13 protein-coding genes and 1 pseudogene are annotated in these 17,346 nt (G+C 71.8%); 8 read left to right on the top strand and 6 right to left on the bottom strand.

The genetic code is table 11. The annotated features are described in order from the left end of the window. The first annotated feature begins 58 nt into the window (after nt 1-58). Both nirB and nirD read left to right on the top strand, forming a co-directional pair. Nucleotides 59-2,686 (top strand): nitrite reductase large subunit NirB, encoded by a 2,628-nt coding sequence (gene nirB, locus IF43_RS0131335; protein ID WP_063753426.1) that lies wholly within the window; start codon nt 59-61, stop codon nt 2,684-2,686. Next, nucleotides 2,683-3,117 carry a nitrite reductase small subunit NirD gene (gene nirD / locus IF43_RS0131330; protein ID WP_078910604.1) on the top strand — a complete coding sequence of 145 codons (435 nt, stop codon included), beginning with the start codon at nt 2,683-2,685 and terminating at the stop codon, nt 3,115-3,117. The genes nirB and nirD overlap by 4 nt, the downstream gene beginning before the upstream one ends. Before the next feature lie 18 nt (nt 3,118-3,135). On the opposite strand, the gene IF43_RS0131325 is transcribed toward nirD, so the two are convergent. From IF43_RS0131325 to dusB, 4 genes are all read right to left on the bottom strand, one after another. After that, the gene (locus IF43_RS0131325; protein WP_030208598.1) at nt 3,136-3,543 is read right to left on the bottom strand and encodes a VOC family protein; all 408 of its coding nucleotides are present in this window, start codon (nt 3,541-3,543) and stop codon (nt 3,136-3,138) included. 558 nt (nt 3,544-4,101) lie between these two features. After that, nucleotides 4,102-5,091: a helix-turn-helix transcriptional regulator gene (locus IF43_RS0131320; protein WP_078910603.1), complete on the bottom strand. Its 990-nt coding sequence runs from the start codon at nt 5,089-5,091 to the stop codon at nt 4,102-4,104. A gap of 626 nt (nt 5,092-5,717) precedes the next feature. Further along, nucleotides 5,718-8,429 (bottom strand): pyruvate, phosphate dikinase, encoded by a 2,712-nt coding sequence (gene ppdK, locus IF43_RS0131315; RefSeq protein ID WP_030208592.1) that lies wholly within the window; start codon nt 8,427-8,429, stop codon nt 5,718-5,720. A gap of 354 nt (nt 8,430-8,783) precedes the next feature. Beyond that, the gene (dusB, locus tag IF43_RS0131310) at nt 8,784-9,980 is read right to left on the bottom strand and encodes a tRNA dihydrouridine synthase DusB (RefSeq protein ID WP_030208588.1); all 1,197 of its coding nucleotides are present in this window, start codon (nt 9,978-9,980) and stop codon (nt 8,784-8,786) included. 56 nt (nt 9,981-10,036) lie between these two features. Between dusB and IF43_RS0131305 the strand changes: the two genes are divergently transcribed. The 3 genes from IF43_RS0131305 to IF43_RS0131295 all read left to right on the top strand — a co-directional run bounded on the left by IF43_RS0131305 (nt 10,037) and on the right by IF43_RS0131295 (nt 12,433). Next, on the top strand, nt 10,037-11,506 hold the full coding sequence (locus tag IF43_RS0131305; RefSeq protein ID WP_078910602.1) for an MFS transporter: 1,470 nt from the start codon (nt 10,037-10,039) through the stop codon (nt 11,504-11,506). A 94-nt stretch (nt 11,507-11,600) separates the two neighbouring features. Then, the gene (locus IF43_RS0131300) at nt 11,601-12,017 is read left to right on the top strand and encodes an SRPBCC family protein (protein WP_030208582.1); all 417 of its coding nucleotides are present in this window, start codon (nt 11,601-11,603) and stop codon (nt 12,015-12,017) included. Further along, nucleotides 12,017-12,433, top strand: coding sequence for a MarR family winged helix-turn-helix transcriptional regulator (locus IF43_RS0131295; RefSeq protein WP_199922808.1), 417 nt, complete (start codon nt 12,017-12,019; stop codon nt 12,431-12,433). The genes IF43_RS0131300 and IF43_RS0131295 overlap by 1 nt, the downstream gene beginning before the upstream one ends. Before the next feature lie 45 nt (nt 12,434-12,478). On the opposite strand, the gene IF43_RS0131290 is transcribed toward IF43_RS0131295, so the two are convergent. After that, the gene (locus tag IF43_RS0131290; RefSeq protein ID WP_030208578.1) at nt 12,479-13,162 is read right to left on the bottom strand and encodes an alpha/beta fold hydrolase; all 684 of its coding nucleotides are present in this window, start codon (nt 13,160-13,162) and stop codon (nt 12,479-12,481) included. 143 nt (nt 13,163-13,305) lie between these two features. Here IF43_RS0131290 and IF43_RS0131285 point away from each other — a divergent pair, with 143 nt between their 5' ends. From IF43_RS0131285 to IF43_RS0131275, 3 genes are all read left to right on the top strand, one after another. After that, entirely contained in the window at nt 13,306-14,334 is a 1,029-nt protein-coding gene (locus IF43_RS0131285; RefSeq protein WP_030208571.1) for an aldo/keto reductase, read from the top strand. Nucleotides 14,335-14,355: 21 nt separating this feature from the next. Then, the gene (locus tag IF43_RS0131280) at nt 14,356-14,946 is read left to right on the top strand and encodes a TetR family transcriptional regulator (RefSeq protein WP_030208570.1); all 591 of its coding nucleotides are present in this window, start codon (nt 14,356-14,358) and stop codon (nt 14,944-14,946) included. 218 nt (nt 14,947-15,164) lie between these two features. Beyond that, complete coding sequence (locus IF43_RS0131275; protein WP_037890842.1) at nt 15,165-15,908, top strand: VC0807 family protein; 744 nt, start codon at nt 15,165-15,167, stop codon at nt 15,906-15,908. A gap of 100 nt (nt 15,909-16,008) precedes the next feature. Here the strand turns inward: IF43_RS0131275 and IF43_RS40035 are convergent. Further along, nucleotides 16,009-17,270, bottom strand: a pseudogene (locus tag IF43_RS40035) (transposase). Nucleotides 17,271-17,346: the final 76 nt, after the last annotated feature.

Raw genomic sequence — 17,346 nt, 5'->3', positions numbered from 1 at the left:
CCGCAGCACCTCCCCCACCCTCGCCACCCGCCCCACACTCGTGCTCATCGGCCACGGCATGGTCGGCCAGCGCTACCTGGAGGCGCTCGCCGAGCGCGGCCTGACCCGCAGCCACCGGGTCGTCGTCCTGTGCGAGGAGCCCCGCCCCGCCTACGACCGGGTCCACCTGACCTCGTACTTCAACGGCAGCAGCGCCGAGGACCTGTCGCTGACCCCGGCCGGGTTCATGGCGGAGCACGGCATCGAACTCCACCTCGGCGACCCCGCCACCGCCGTCGACCGCACGGCCCGCACCGTCACCGCCCGCTCCGGCCGGGTCTTCGGGTACGACACGCTGGTCCTGGCCACCGGCTCGTACCCGTTCGTGCCACCGGTGCCCGGCAAGGACGCCGAGGGCTGCTTCGTCTACCGCACCATCGAGGACCTCCTCGCCATCGAGGCGTACGCCGACGGCCGCACCACCGGGGCCGTGGTCGGCGGCGGCCTCCTCGGACTCGAGGCGGCGGGCGCCCTGCAGGGCCTCGGACTGGACACCCACATCGTGGAGTTCGCGCCCCGCCTGATGCCGGTGCAGGTCGACGACGGCGGCGGCGCGGCCCTGCTGCGCACCATCGAGGACATGGGCCTGACCGTGCACACCGGCACCGGCACGCAGGAGGTCGTCACCGGCCCCGAGGGCCGCGTCACCGGCATGCGGCTGTCCGACGGCACGGTCCTCGACACCGAGCTGGTGGTCTTCTCGGCCGGTGTGCGCCCCCGCGACCAGCTCGCCCGCGACTGCGGGCTGGCGGTCGGCGAGCGCGGCGGCATCGCCGTCAACGCCCGCTGCCGCAGCACCTCGGACGCGGACGTGTACGCGATCGGCGAGTGCGCACTGGCCGTCGACGGCCGCGTGTACGGCCTGGTCGCCCCCGGCTACGAGATGGCCCTGACCGCCGCCGACGACCTGCTCGCCCGCACCACGCAGCCTGCGGCCCCTGCCTCGCACCCGCACCCGGCCACAGCCACAGCCACAGCCACAGCCACAGCCACAGCCACAACCCCAGCCCCAGCCCCAGCCCCAGCCCCGGACGCAGCCCCCGCCCGCGAGTTCACCGGTGCGGACCTGTCCACCAAGCTCAAGCTGCTCGGCGTCGACGTGGCCTCCTTCGGCGACGCCCACGGCACCGCCGAGGGCTGCCTCGACGTCGTCTACTCCGACTCCCGCTCGGGCATCTACAAGAAGCTCGTCATCGCCCGCGACGGCACCCTCCTCGGCGGTGTCCTGGTAGGCGAGGCCGACGCGTACGGGCTGCTTCGCCCGCTCACCGGCTCGGTGCCGCCCGTCGCCCCCGAGCAGCTGGTACTGCCCGCCGGGGCCGGCGCGCCCGTGGCCATCGGCCCGGCCGCGCTCCCCGACGACGCGGTGATCTGCTCCTGCCACAACGTCACCAAGAAGGCCATCACCGCGCACACCACCCTCCCCGAGGTCAAGAAGTGCACGAAGGCGGGCACCGGCTGCGGCAGCTGCCTGAAGGTGATCGGCCAGCTGCTGCCGGCCTCCACCGACAAGGGGCTGTGCGGCTGCTTCCCGTACACCCGCGCCGAGCTGTACGAGATCGTCCGCACCCTGCGCCTGACCTCGTTCGCCGCGCTGCTCGACGGGCACGGCCGGGAGGCCGCCCGGGGCGGGGAGGGCTGCGAGGTCTGCAAGCCGGCGGTCGGCTCGATCATCGCCTCGCTCGCGCCGGCCATCGGCGCCGAGGGGTACGTGCTCGACGGCGAGCAGGCGGCCCTGCAGGACACCAACGACCACCACCTCGCCAACCTGCAGCGCAACGGCTCCTATTCGGTGGTGCCGCGGATCCCCGGCGGCGAGATCACCCCCGAGAAGCTCATCGTGATCGGTGAGGTGGCCCGCGACTTCGGCCTCTACACCAAGATCACGGGCGGACAGCGGATCGACCTCTTCGGCGCGCGCGTCGAGCAGCTGCCCTCCATCTGGGCGCGGCTCGTGCACGCCGGCTTCGAGTCCGGCCACGCGTACGGCAAGGCCCTGCGGACCGTGAAGTCCTGCGTGGGGCAGACCTGGTGCCGGTACGGCGTCCAGGACAGCGTACGAATGGCGATCGACCTGGAGCTGCGGTACCGGGGCCTGCGCGCTCCGCACAAGCTGAAGTCCGCCGTCTCCGGCTGCGCCCGCGAGTGCGCCGAGGCGCAGAGCAAGGACTTCGGAGTGATCGCCACCGCCGGCGGGTGGAACCTGTACGTCGGCGGCAACGGCGGCGCCACGCCGCGCCACGCCGATCTCCTCGCCCAGGACCTCTCCGACGCGGAACTGGTCCGGCTGATCGACCGCTTCCTGATGTTCTACATCCGCACCGCCGACCGGCTGGAGCGCACCTCCGTGTGGCTGGAGCGCCTGGAGGGCGGCCTGGACCACCTGCGGGACGTGGTCGTGCACGACTCGCTGGGGCTGTGCGACGAGTTGGAGGCCATGATGGCGGCCCACGTGGCCCACTACCGCGACGAGTGGGCCGAGACGCTCGAGGACCCGGAGCGGCTGCGGCGGTTCGTGTCCTTCGTCAACGCGCCCGGCGCCCCCGACCCGACGGTGCGGTTCGTGGCGGAGCGCGACCAGATCAAGCCCGATCTGGAGGTCCTGACCCTCTCCCCCGCCCGCCTGCTGGAAGGAACGTCCCGATGAGCCACGTGAGCACCTCGCCCACCACGCCCACCACTCCCACCACTCGCGTCGGCACCGCACCGACCGGCACTGCGACCATCGAACTGCTCACGGGGGACGACTGGTTGGCCGTGTGCGAGCTGGCCGCCCTCACCCCGGGCCGCGGGGTGGCCGCCCTGCTGCCCGACGGGACGCAGGCCGCGCTGTTCCTCGACCGGGCCGGGCGTCCGTACGCCATCGGCAACCGGGACCCCTTCACCGGCGCGCAGGTGCTCGCCCGGGGGCTGCTGGGCTCCGCGGACGGGCGGCCGTTCGTCGCCTCGCCGCTGCTCAAGCAGCGCTTCGACCTGGAGTCCGGGCGCTGCCTGGACGACGACGAGGTGGCGGTGGCGACGTACGAGGTGCGCGAGGTGCGCGAGGTGGGCGAGGTGGGCGAGGTGCGCGCGGCCTGACCGGCCGGCCCGGTTCGGTCAGCCCTGGACGGCCGCGGGGTCCATCCACATCGGCTCCCACACGTGGCCGTCCAGGTCCGCGAAGGCGCGGCTGTACATGAAGCCCATGTCCTGGGCCGGGCGCGGCTCGCTGCCGCCGGCGGCGAGCGCGGCGTCGGCGATCGAGTCGACCGCGGCACGGTCGTCCCGGCTCAGGGCCAGCAGCACCTGGGAGGTCTTGTGGGCGTCGGCGATCTCCCGGTCCGTGAACTCCGCGAACTTCTCGTGGGTGAGCAGCATGGCGAAGATCGTGTCGCTGATCACCATGCAGGCCGCGGTCTCGTCGGTGAACTGCGGGTTGAAGGTGAAGCCGAGCTTGCCGTAGAAGCCCTTGCTCGCCTCCAGGTCCTTGACCGGCAGGTTGACGAAGATCATCGTGGCGGACATCAGTCGTCTCTTCTCTCTCGGGTGCGCCGCCCGGGCCGGGTGGCGGTTTCAGAGGGATAGACCGGCGGGGCCCGCGGTACTCATCGCCCGCCGGCGATTTTTCTCGAAGATTTTCTTGCGTCGACCGAAACCCCAGGTCAGACGTGGCGCGGTGGGAGACGCCCAGGCCGCGGACCGCGGGACGGCGACGGCCAGGGGGATGAACGCCCCACCCCTCACCCCCGCCGCGCCGCGGACCGCCGGGCGGGGGCAGGGGATGAGCACCCACGCCCCCGAGGCGACCGCCCGGAACGCGGCACGGCCCCGCCGGAGGACCTCCGGCGGGGCCGTACGGGCACCGCCTCCCGACGCACGGGGTTCCCGGACCGGACCGCAGGGTTCGGGAAGACAGGGGCGCACGCAGGCCACCGGAGGCACGCACACGCACACACCGCCGGACGCCACGCGCCCACGCCCGCCAGCCGCCACACGCCCACGCCCACGCCCACGCCCACACCCGCCGGACGCCACATGCACCCGCAGGCCCCTGCGCGCCGGCGCCGGCGCCGGCGCCGGCCGTCAGGAGGCCACGGCGCCGCCCTTGAGCAGCGCGGCCCCCAGCGGGGTCACCGTGTGCAGCACCGCGTTGCCGTGCCGCAGGGTCGTCACCAGGCCCGCCTCGCGCATGACGCAGGCGTGCTGGCTGGCGGAGGCCAGCGACACCCCCGCCCGCCGCGCGAGCTCGCTGGTGGTCGCACCGTCCCCGATGGCCCGCAGGACCACCGAGCGGGTGTGCCCGACGAGCTTGCCCAGCGTCTTGTGCGCCCCCGGGTCGGTCCGGCGCGGTGCCGCCGCCGAGACCAGCTGGGCCGCGGCCGGGTAGACGAGCACCGGCGGCAGCTCCGGGTCCACCAGCGTCACCGCGGTGCGCCGGCAGAAGAACGACGGCTGCAGCAGCAGGCCGCGACCGCGCAGCCGCAGGTCCCGGTCGACCGGGTAGTCGCACTCCAGCACCGGCGCACGCCACCGCAGCATCGGCGGCAACGACGCGAGCAGCTCGTCCGCGCCGCCGTCGAGCAGCGCCCGGCCGCGCGCCGCGCGCTCGGCCTCCACCTGGGCCTGGATGTGGGTCCAGTACGGCTCCACGGCGGCCCGGTGGTAAGTGCGGAGCTCCGTGATCAGGCGACCGATCTGGGTCGGGCCGCCCTCGGCGAAGTCCCGCAGCCGCTGGGCCGTGGCGGCCCCCGCGGAGCACACCAGGGACAGCTCCTTGCGCAGCCGGGACGCCCGGGTCCCGCGCAGGGCGTCGAGGCCGAGCTCCATGCCGTACCGGCCCTCCGAGGGCGTCAGAAAGTCCGGGAAATAGCCCCGGGACGGTATGAGCGCGCTCAGCAGGCGTGTTTCACCATTCAACCGGGTACGGGTCTCTGTACGCCATTCACCGAACAGCCTGGCGTCCCGCCGATCTCTTAAGCGATGAAAACTCAGAATCGTTTCCCACAACGCATCGGGTCTCCCCGCCATCCGCACCCGTGCCAGGTCCACTCCAGTGAAATGGATACGCAGCACCGAACCCCCACCTGTGCAACCGCAATCACCCCGCCCCACGAGTATGCACACCGTCACGCGACGTCACCACGCCCTTTCGGCCACAGTTGAAACCCCTTTCGGCAGGGGCGTGACAAGCGAAATGCTGTAGTCCGCCGGGCACACTCCGGGGCGACCGGAAACGCTCCGCGAAGGCCGTGGGGGGCTTTGCGGGGCCTGGCGGTCGGTCGCAACGGGAAGCGCCGACGTGTCCGGTTGATTGACAGGAGGCGGCGGGCGGGTGGGGATCCGCCCGCCGCCTGCTGGTCTATTCACGCTCGTTTATGGATAAGCCGGGATATAGCCCCCGCCGCGTCCGCCGCGGCAACCCGTGACACGCGGGAACCACCCCGGGCATGGGGAACCGCCCCGGAGATGGGGAACCACCCCGGACACGGGGAACCACCCCGGACACGGGGAACCACCCCGGACATGCCGGAACCGCCTTCCGCTCGTGAGGGTCGAGGTCTGAGCGGAAGACGGTTCCGAAGCGGCCGGCGGTCCGGGGGGTCAGGGATCCCGGGGCCCGAGCGGCCGTGCGCGGGTGGTTCGTGCCACCCGCCCGGGCCGGCGGTTCGCGCCGCCGGCCGGGTCTGGGGAGAGCAGGGTCAGCGGCTGTCGCTGCCCTTCGCCTCGGCCGCCGCGCGGCCGGCCTCCAGGCGCGCCACCGGGATCCGGAAGGGCGAGCAGGAGACGTAGTCGAGGCCGACCTCGTGGAAGAAGTGCACCGACTCGGGGTCGCCGCCGTGCTCGCCGCAGACGCCGAGCTTGATGTCGGGGCGGGTGGCCCGGCCGGCCTCGACGGCCAGGCGCACCAGGGAGCCGACGCCGTCCTTGTCGATGGTCTCGAACGGGCTGACCCCGAAGATGCCCTTCTCCAGGTACGCGGTGAAGAAGCTGGCCTCCACGTCGTCGCGGGAGAAGCCCCACACCGTCTGGGTCAGGTCGTTCGTGCCGAAGGAGAAGAACTCCGCGGCCTCGGCGATCTGGCCGGCCGTCACGGCGGCGCGCGGCAGCTCGATCATCGTGCCGAGGGCGAGCTTCAGCTCCACGCCGGTGGCCCGCTCGACGTCGGCGATGACCGCCTCGGCCTCCTCGCGGACGATCTCCAGCTCCTGGACGGTGCCCACGAGCGGGATCATGATCTCGACGCGCGGGTCGCCCTTGGCGTTCTTGCGCTCGGCCGCGGCCTCGGCGATCGCCCGGACCTGCATGGCGAACAGACCGGGGATGACCAGGCCGAGGCGGACGCCGCGCAGACCCAGCATGGGGTTCTGCTCGTGCAGCCGGTGCACGGCCTGGAGCAGGCGCAGGTCGTTCTCGTTGTGGTCCTCACGGGCCTCGGCGAGCGCGACGCGCACCGACAGCTCGGTGATGTCGGGCAGGAACTCGTGCAGCGGCGGGTCGAGCAGGCGGACGGTGACCGGCAGGCCGTCCATGGCCTCGAAGAGCTCGACGAAGTCGGTCTTCTGCAGCGGCAGCAGCTCGACGAGGGCGGCGTCGCGCTCCTCCTCGGTGTCCGCCAGGATCAGCTTCTCGACCATCTCGCGGCGCTCGCCGAGGAACATGTGCTCGGTGCGGCACAGGCCGATGCCCTGGGCGCCGAAGCGGCGGGCGCGCATCGCGTCCTCGGCGTTGTCGGCGTTGGCGCGCACCCGCAGGCGGCGGACGCGGTCGGCGTACGCCATGATCCGGTGCACGGCGGCGACGAGCTCGTCGGCCTCGTCGGCGCCGGCGTGCATGCGGCCCTCGAAGTACTCGACGACCGGGGACGGTACGACCGGTACCTCACCGAGGTAGACCTTGCCGGTGGAGCCGTCGATGGAGACGACGTCGCCCTCCTCGACGACCTGGCCCGAGGCGGTGGTCATGCGGCGGCGCTTGGTGTCGACGTCGAGCTCCTCGGCGCCGCAGACACAGGTCTTGCCCATGCCGCGGGCCACCACGGCCGCGTGCGAGGTCTTGCCGCCGCGGGAGGTCAGGATGCCCTCGGAGGCGATCATGCCGTCGAGGTCGTCGGGGTTGGTCTCGCGGCGGATCAGGATGACCTTCTCGCCGGAGCGGGACCACTTGACCGCGGTGTAGGAGTCGAAGACGGCCTTGCCGACCGCCGCGCCCGGGGAGGCGGCGATGCCGCGGCCGACGAGCTCGGCCTTCGCCTTGTCGTCGAAGCGCGGGAACATCAGCTGGGCCAGCTGGGCGCCGTTGACGCGCTGGAGGGCCTCGGCCTCGTCGATCAGGCCCTGGTCCACGAGCTGGGTGGCGATGCGGAAGGCGGCACCGGCGGTGCGCTTGCCGACGCGGGTCTGCAGCATCCACAGCTGGCCGCGCTCGATGGTGAACTCGATGTCGCACAGGTCCTTGTAGTGCGTCTCGAGGGTCTCCATGATCTGCATCAGCTGGTCGTACGAGTTCTTGTCGATCTGCTCGAGATCGGCGAGCGGCACGGTGTTGCGGATGCCGGCGACGACGTCCTCGCCTTGCGCGTTCTGCAGGTAGTCGCCGTAGACGCCCTGGTGGCCGGAGGCGGGGTCGCGGGTGAAGGCGACGCCGGTGCCCGAGTCGGGGCCGAGGTTGCCGAAGACCATCGAGCAGATGTTGACGGCGGTGCCGAGGTCGCCCGGGATGCGCTCCTGGCGGCGGTACAGCTTCGCGCGGTCGCCGTTCCAGGAGTCGAAGACGGCCTTGACGGCGAGGTCCATCTGCTCGCGCGGGTCCTGCGGGAAGTCGCGGCCGGTCTCCTTGGCGACGATCTTCTTGAAGGTCTTGACGAGCTTCTTCAGGTCGGCGGCGTCGAGGTCGGTGTCGACGGTGACCTTCTTGGCGGCCTTGGCCTCGTCCAGGGCCTCCTCGAAGAGCTCGCCGTCCACGCCCAGGACGGTCTTGCCGAACATCTGGATCAGGCGGCGGTACGAGTCCCACGCGAAGCGCTCGTTGTTGGCCTGCGCGGCCAGGCCCACGACGGACTCGTCGGAGAGGCCGATGTTGAGGACCGTGTCCATCATGCCGGGCATCGAGAACTTGGCACCGGACCGGACGGAGACCAGCAGCGGGTCGTCGGACTGGCCGAGCTTCTTGCCCATCGTGGCCTCGAGGGCCTCCAGGTGCGCGGTGACCTCGTCGCGGAGGGCGGCCGGCGCCTCGCCGCTGTCGAGGTAGACCTTGCAGGCCTCGGTGGTGATGGTGAAGCCGGGAGGGACCGGGAGACCGAGGTTGGTCATCTCGGCGAGGTTCGCTCCCTTGCCGCCGAGGAGGTCCTTGAGGTCGCGGTTCCCCTCGGTGAAGTCGTAGACGAACTTCTGCTGAATGTTTTCCGACACGGGTCTCGACTCCTCGAGGACTCGGTGGCTGCCCTGACGGCGAGGAACATACCCAGATCGAAGGCATCTGGGTACGCCCACTTGGCGGTCCCATGGCTCCTACCACCCGTCCGCCAGCAGATCGAAAGTAACCGATCGGTAGCCCAAACAGACGAAGAGCTTTCAGGTCTCGAAGTCGCACACCCTCCAAACCCCATGATCCAGCTCAGATGAGCGATGATCGATACAATTGTGTTCACTTCTTGAACGAACAAAGGGTGGCACCCAGTGCCACCCTTTGAGAGTTGCAGCCGCGGTTTTTCCGCTCATCTGAGCGCAACCCCACGCATGCGTGGCGCATATCACGCCGTCCGTTCAGCCTCCGGACGTATCCAGTTCCGCTTCCTCGCTCACCCCGGCGCAGTCGTACGGATCCTTGAGCCAGCCGTCCGGGAGGACAACTCGGTTGTTTCCGGACGTCCGGCCCCGGGGGCCGTCCGCCCCGTCGGGCCAGGACTGGTCCAGGTCGAGCTCGCTCAGATGAGCGTCGAGCTCGGCCAGGGACGAAGTGACCGCCAGCTTCTTGCGCATCTCGGAACCGACCGAGAACCCCTTGAGGTACCAGGCCACGTGCTTACGGAAGTCGATCACCCCGCGGGACTCGTCGCCGATCCACTCCCCCAGCAGGGTGGCGTGCCGGACCATGACCGCGGCGACCTCGCGCAGCGTGGGCCGCGCCAGCTCGTCCGTACGGCCCTCGAAGGCGGCGACCAGGTCGCCGAACAGCCACGGACGCCCCAGGCAGCCGCGCCCGACGACCACGCCGTCGCAGCCGGTCTCCCGGACCATGCGCAGCGCGTCCTCCGCGCACCAGATGTCGCCGTTGCCCAGCACCGGGATCTCGGGGACGTGCTCCTTCAGGCGCGCGATGGCCTCCCAGTCGGCGGTGCCGCCGTAGTGCTGGGCGGTGGTGCGGCCGTGCAGCGCGATGGCGGTGACGCCCTCCTCGACCGCGATGCGCCCGGCGTCGAGGTAGGTGAGGTGGTCGTCGTCGATGCCCTTGCGCATCTTCATGGTCACCGGCAGGTCCCCGGCGTTGCCGACGGCCTCGCGGAGGATGGCGCGGAGCAGGTTCCGCTTGTACGGGAGGGCCGAGCCGCCGCCCTTGCGGGTGACCTTGGGGACGGGGCAGCCGAAGTTGAGGTCGATGTGGTCGGCCCGGTCCTCGTCCACGATCATGCGGACGGCCTTGCCGACGGTCACGGGGTCGACGCCGTACAGCTGGATGGACCGGGGCTTCTCGGTCTCGTCGAAGTGGATCAGCTGCATGGTCTTGTCGTTGCGCTCGACCAGGGCCCGCGTGGTGATCATCTCGCTCACGAACAGCCCCTTGCCGCCGCTGAACTCGCGGCACAGGGTGCGGAACGGGGCGTTGGTGATGCCGGCCATGGGCGCGAGCACCACCGGCGGCTGCACGGTGTGCGGTCCGATGGCGAGGGTCGGCGCCGCGGGGGCGGCCTGGGCGGGGGCCGCCGCGGGGCCCGTGGCGGGCGTCAGGTCGAGCGTGGTCATTGCCCCATTGTCGCGCACCACCGGAGGTGATGGTTAGTTAGGCGTACTATCTTGATATGGCCCGGTTCCGTTCCCGCAGACCCCGCCCCGACGCCCCCGGGGGGCGCGCCCGGGCCCCGCACCCCGCCACGGAGCCGGACTCCCGCCGCAACCTGCTGGTCCTCGGGATCTGCTGCATGAGCCTGCTGCTGGTGAGCCTGGACAACACCGTCCTGAACGTCGCCCTGCCCTCCATCCGGCACGACCTGGACGCCTCCGTCGCCGGCATGCAGTGGGCGATCGACGCGTACACCCTCGTGCTCGCCTCGCTGCTCATGCTGGCCGGCTCCACCGCCGACCGGGTGGGCCGCCGCAAGGTCTTCGCCACCGGGCTGGTGCTCTTCACCACCGGCTCCCTGCTGTGCTCCCTGGCCCCGAGCCTGTGGGCCCTGGTGGCCTTCCGGACCGTGCAGGCGGTGGGCGGCTCCATGCTCAACCCGGTCGCCATGTCGATCATCACCAACACCTTCACCGAGCCGCGCGAGCGGGCCCGGGCGATCGGGGTGTGGGGCGGGGTGGTCGGCATCTCGATGGCCACCGGCCCGGTGGTCGGGGGCCTGCTGGTGGACACCGTGGGCTGGCGCTCGATCTTCTGGCTGAACCTGCCGGTCGGCCTGCTCGCCCTCGCGCTCACCCTGCGGTACGTGCCCGAGTCCCGGGCGCCGCGCCCCCGCCGCCCGGACCCGGTGGGCCAGCTCCTCGTCATCGGTCTGCTCGGCTCGACGACGTACGGGATCATCGAGGCGCCGCACGCACCCGCGTGGGTCATCTGGCTGTGCGCGGCCGTCGCCGTCGGCTCCCTCGTCACCCTGGTCCGGTACGAGCGCCGGCGCACGGAGCCCCTGATCGACCCGGACTTCTTCCGGAGCGCGCCGTTCAGCGGAGCGGTGGTGATCGCGGTGTGCGCCTTCGCGGGACTGAGCGGCTTCCTGTTCCTCAACACCCTGTTCCTCCAGGACGTCCGCGGCCTCTCGCCGCTCGACGCGGGCCTGTACATGCTCCCGATGGCCGCCCTGACCTTCGCGTTCGCGCCGCTCTCGGGACGGCTGGTGGGCACCCGCGGCCCGCGCCTGCCGCTGCTGGCGGCGGGGCTGGCCATGGGGGCGAGCGCGGTCCTCTTCGCCTGGCCCGGGCTCATCACGCCCGAAGGCTCGCAGGTTCCCCTGTTCACCGCGTACGTGCTCTTCGGCGCGGGCTTCGGCCTGGTCAACGCCCCCATCACCAACACGGCCGTGTCCGGCATGCCGCGCGCGCAGGCGGGCGTGGCCGCCGCCGTGGCCTCCACCAGCCGCCAGACCGGCGGCACCCTCGGCGTGGCCGTGATCGGCTCGGTCCTCGCGGGCGGCCTGGCCGGGGGCGGCGACTTCGCGGCGGCGAGCCGCCCGGCGTGGTGGGTCATCGCCGCGTGCGGGCTCGGGGTGCTCGCGGTCGGGGCGCTGACGACGGGACGGTGGGCCGTGTCGACGGCGAACCGCACTGGACTGTAAGTCTGCGCACAGATAGTCTGTGCACAGAACAAATCGGGGGCGGCGACGCCGGCCGCAGCGACCGGGACCGCCCGACACGAACGGGGAACGCACCATGTGGACGTACGAGCACAGCGTCGAGACCACCGCCGCGCCCGAGGCCGTCTGGCGGCACTGGGAGGACGTGGCGAACTGGGGCGCCTGGAACGCCGACATCGAGAAGATCGAGACCACCGGCCCGTTCGCGGCCGGCACGGGCATCACCATGCACCCGGCCGACCAGGACCCCGTGGAGCTCACCCTGGCGGAGGTCCGCGCCCCCGAGGTGTTCGTGGACGAGGCCCGCTTCGACGGGCTGCTGTTCCGCACCACCCACCGCGCGGTCCCGCTGCCGGACGGCGGGGCCCGCATCACGTACCGCATGGAGATCACCGGCGCCGCGGCAGACGAGGTCGGCCCGCAGGTGGGCCCCGGCATCACGGCGGACTGGCCGGACACCATGGCCGCGCTGGCACGCCGCGCGGAGGCCTGATGCTGCCCCCCGCGCAGAGCCCCGGCTTCCTCCTGTGGCACGTGACGCTGCGCTGGCAGCGCGCGGTCACGGCAGCCCTGGCACCGCTCGGCCTCACGCACGTGCAGTTCGTACTGCTGGCCTGCACCTGGTGGCTCAACGGCGAGGGCGGCCGCCCCAACCAGCAGGCCGTGGCACGGCAGGCGGGCACGGACGTCAAGATGACCTCGCAGGTGCTGCGCACGCTGGAGGCCAAGGGGCTCGTCGAGCGCGAGACCGACCCCGCCGACACCCGCGCGAAGCACGTACGCGTCACCGAGGCCGGCGCCGAGCTGGCCCCGCGGGCCATCGCGGCGGTGGAGGCGGTCGACGCCGAGTTCTTCGCCCGGTCCCCTGATCCGCTCGAGGTGCTGCGGGCGTTGGCGGGGGACGGCTAGCGGCCCGCAGGGTGGGTGGCTCCCGGAGGTAGGCGTGCTGTCCGGCTAGACGGACCGTGCCGCGTCGCGGATGAGGTCCAGTACGGCCTCGGGCTTCGACAGCATCGGGACGTGCGAGGAGTCGACCTCGACGGCCTTGGCTCCCATGCGCTCGACCTCGAACCGCTGGAGATCCGGGACCACCGCGTGGTCCTGTTTGGTGACGCAGAACCAGCTGGGCTTCGCGCGCCAGGCCGGCTGGTCGACCGTGGCCCCGAGGACCCCTTCCGCAGCCGACCCCTGCGTCGCCCAGACGAGTTGCTGCTCGGGCTCGGGAAGGTCCCCGCAGAAGTCGGAGATGCCGTCGCGGGCGATCCACAGCCGCCCGTCCTCGGCGTCCAGGTGCGCGAACAGCGGGGGCGGGGCGAACTTGCCGATCAGGTCCTGCGGCGTCTCCCCCGCGTCCGGGGCCAGGGCAGCGATGTAGACGAGTCCGGCGACCCGCTGGTCGGTGCCCGCGTCCGTGATGACGAAGCCGCCCCACGAGTGGCCCACGAGGATCGCCGGCGCACTGACCCGGGCGAGCGCCCTGCGCACGGCGTCGACGTCCCCCTCCAGCGAGTCCAGGGCGTTCTGGGCGGACACCACCTCGTGCCCCTCGCGCTGGAGGACGGGGATCAGCTTGCTGTAGCAGGACCCGTCGGCCCACAGGCCGTGGGCGAAGACGATGCTCGGCTTGCTCGGGGACATCGGCACGTTCCTCTCGGTGGATCCGCCCCCCTCTTACGACCTCCGAGTCCACACCAGGTGCCAAATCCCCGCAAACGGGTGCAGAGCGATTCCATGGAATGACAGATATTGAAATCTGTCATCGTTCATGCCATAGTCGTCGCATGACCACGATCTCGAACACCCCCCTCCCCGCCCGCACCCTCGGCCGGACCGGCCCCGTCACCTCCGCCCTCGGCCTGGGCTGCATGGGCATGTCGGCCCTGTACGGCGAGGCGGACCGCGGCGAGTCGATCGCGACGATCCACGCCGCGCTCGACGCCGGGGTGACGCTGCTCGACACGGGCGACTTCTACGGCATGGGCCACAACGAGCTGCTGATCAACGAGGCCCTGCGCACCGCCCCCGCCGCGTTGCGCGACCGGGCGCTGACCAGCGTCAAGTTCGGCGCCCTGCGCACCGTCGAGGGCGGCTTCACCGGGTACGACGGCCGCCCCGAGGCCGTGAAGAACTTCCTGGCGTACTCGCTCCAGCGGCTCGGCCGGGACCACATCGACGTCTACCGGATCGCCCGCGTCGACCCGGACGTCCCGATCGAGGAGACCGTCGGCGCGATCGCCGAGGCCGTCGAGGCCGGGCACGTGCGCCACGTCGGACTCTCCGAGGTGGGGGCCGAGACCCTGCGGCGGGCCGCCGCCGTGGCCCCGATCGCCGACCTCCAGATCGAGTACTCCCTGATCTCCCGCGGCATCGAGAAGGAGATCCTCCCGACCGCGCGCGAGCTCGGCATCGGCATCACGGCGTACGGCGTGCTCTCCCGCGGCCTGATCAGCGGGCACTTCACGCGCGAGCGACTGCTGGCGCCCGGCGACTTCCGCGGCATGAGCCCCCGCTTCCAGGGCGAGAACCTGCGGCGCAACCTCGACCTGGTGGAGGCGCTGCGCGGCGTGGCCGCGAGCAAGGGCGTCACGGTCGCGCAGGCGGCCATCGCATGGGTGCTGGCCCAGGGCGAGGACATCGTGCCGCTCGTCGGCGCCCGCCGCCGGGACCGGCTGACCGAGGCGCTCGGCGCCCTCGCGGTGGAGCTGGACCCCGCGGACCTGGCGGCCATCGAGGAGGCCGTGCCCGCCGGGGCGGCCGCCGGCGAGCGGTACCCGGAGGCCCAGATGGCCCACCTCGACAGCGAGCACTGAGCTGACGGTACGGTCGTACTCATGCCCCCCGCAGCTGAGCCCCTGACCCCCGAGCGCATCCTCGAAGCCACCGAGGACGTGCTGCGCCGTTTCGGCCCCACCAAGGCGACCGTGGTGGACGTGGCGCGCGCCCTGGGCGTCAGCCACGGCAGCGTCTACCGCCACTTCCCCTCGAAGTCGGCGCTGCGCGAGGCGGTCACCGACCGCTGGCTCGGCAAGACCGTGGGGCGCCTGGAGGAGATCGCCTCCGCCCCGGACGAGCCGGCCCCCAGCAAGCTGGAGGCGTGGCTGGAGGCGCTGTTCGAGGCCAAGCGGCACAAGGCGGGCGACGACCCCGAGCTGTTCGCGACGTACACGGTGCTGCTCTCCGAGAACAGCGGGGTCGTGGACGCCCACCTCGCGGAGCTCGTCGCCCAGCTCGCCCGGATCATCGAGGAGGGCGTGGCGGCCGGCACCCTCGACGCCCCGGACGTGCCCGCCGCCGCCCGCGCGGTCTTCGACGCGACCGGCCGCTTCCACGACCCGCAGTACGCGGCGGAGTGGCAATCACCCTCCATCGCCACGGAATTCGAGGCCGTCACCCACCTCGTGGTCCGCGGCCTGCGGCCCTGACGGCAGATCCGGGCCCGCTTCGTCAGCCCCCGTACACCCCCCTCACCCCCGACCGCAGCGGAATGTGTCATTCCGGACAACTTGGCGATCATTTGGGGCTGGGGGTCCTGTCGCCGAGGCGCGTGCCTGGCCTACGTTCCCCCCGAACCGCACCTTCCGGGCAACCGGGCCCCACCGGGGCCGCCCGGCTCCAACAGGCACCTCTCAGGGGGAAGTACATGTCCACGCAGGCTGTCCAGGGTCCCAACGACAGGCCCGCACCACCCGAGCGTCAGGGCGGCGCTGCCGCAATCGGGTGGATCCTGACGATCGGCCTCAACGTCGTCGCGCCGATCATCACCTACAACACGCTCCGCGACGACCACGGTTGGAGCGAGTTCAGCGCGCTGCTGGTCAGCGGCATCTGGCCGGTGATCGACAGCGTCATCATGATCGCCTGGCGGCGCAAGCTGGACGAGTTCGCCGTCATCACGCTCTTCTTCATGGCGCTCACGGCCGTGGTCTCGCTCACCGGCACCCAGTCGGCCCGGGCCCTGCTGATCAAGGACTCGTTCGTCACGGGCCTCTTCGGCCTGCTCTGCCTCGCCACGCTGCTGGCCAAGCGGCCGCTGATGTTCTACTTCGGCCGCAAGTTCGCCACCGACGGCACGCCCGAGAGCACGGCGTGGTGGAACGGCATGTGGGAGTTCGAGGGCTTCCGCAAGACCATCCGCACCATGACCGTGGTGTGGGGCGTCGGCTACCTCGCCGAGGCGGTGGTGCGCGTGGTGCTCGCCTACGTCCTGCCCACCGACACCATGGCCACCATCAGCCCGATCATGATCTACGGCGTCCTGGGCGCGCTGGTGCTGTGGACCATCACCTACAGCAAGCGCGCCCGCGCGAAGGGCGAGGCCCGCGCCGCCGCGGCGGCCGCCGCTGCCACCGAGGCGCCCCGGGCCGGCGAAGCCGCCCAGGCCTAGTCGGCCAGGAGCCCGTCGCGGTGTCCGAAAGACGCCGGTGGCCCGGTACGCGTGACGCGGACGCTGTTGGTTAATTCGGGCCTGCTTCGCCCCGCTGGATCTATCCGGCGGGGCGGAGTGCCGCGAAGTGGCTGGTGCGGGTGCGGGCTCTGGGTGTTTCGGTGAGGTGGGCGTCGATGCGGGCGAGGTTGATGGCGGCGCCGGTGAGCTGGTGCTGGAGGCTGGTCTTTGCCAGACCCCGGTAGCGGGATCTGCGCAGGCCGCAGCGGGTAACGCCTTGGGAGATGGTGCCCTCGATGCCGGCGCGGATCTTGTAGCGCTCGCGGCGGCGTTGGGGTAGCCGGCATCGACCCAGTGCTCGCCGGGCAGGCACTCCCGCGCGGCGAGGGAGGCGTGGATCGGGCCGATCGCCATGCTGTCGGGGACGGTGGCGACGGTCGTGGCCACATTCGTGATCAGGTTCGGGGTGTCCGGCTCACAGGTCTCGGTGAGATGGGCCTTGTAACCGTCCCAGACGACGTCGCGTTTCGTGCTGCCCCTGGCTTCGGGGTCATAGGGTGTGACCAGGCGCGTCGCGCCCGGCGGGCGGTCTTTTGGGTCCCGCCGCCTCACCTCGCCCCCGTCCAGGTGGAAGTGCTGGACCCACATCTGCCGCAGGATCTCCACCTGCTCCAGCTCCCGCAGCCCGGCCGGTCCCCCGGGCGACAAGACGGCCTCAAGCAGCCGCGTCCCGTCCGTCCCGATCCGCTGGCCGACCTCCACCCGCTTGGCGTGGGCCTTGGGGAACCGGGAGTCCTCGGCCCGGGTGGCGTAGTGCCTGAACCAGTCCGGTTCGGCGATCTCCACCAGCCAGTCAGGGGCGGCCCGCGCGAGCGCGTTCAACGCCGAACGGAGCGTCTCCGCGACCATCTCCAGCCAGCACAGTTCCCGTGCTGCGGACTGCACATGCGTGGAGTCAGTACGGGCTCGGCCGGCGGTCTTGAGCAGTCCCTTCTCCCGGGCCGCGGCCAGGATGCCGTCCAGCACCCGCCTGCCCGCCTCCGCGTCGACGAGACGGTCCCGGAACTCCGACAGCACTGAGAAGTCGAAGCCCGGATCAGCCAGTTCCAACCCGAGGGCGTACTTGAAGTCGATCCTCGCCCGCACCGCCTCCGCGGCCTGCCGGTCGGTGAGCCCCTCGACGAACTGCAACACCAGCACCAACGCCAGCCGCCCCGGTGACCAGGCAGGCTTGCCCCGCGCCGGGAACAGATCCGAGAACTCCCGAACCCGGATCGCCAGGCTCCCCTTCGGGAACGCGGCCCGCGCCACCCGCACCGTCTCCGCCGGGATCTCCCCAGGCCCCTTCGGCTGCATAGACATCGACACCCACCCCATACGACAACGTCGGCTCCCAAGACCACAACCAGGTCTTGGGAGCCGACGTCACGCACGGGCC

The sequence above is a fragment of the Streptomyces sp. NRRL S-87 genome (assembly GCF_000719335.1).
GTDB lineage: Bacteria > Actinomycetota > Actinomycetes > Streptomycetales > Streptomycetaceae > Streptomyces.
This window is presented reverse-complemented; position numbering and strand designations above follow the sequence as displayed.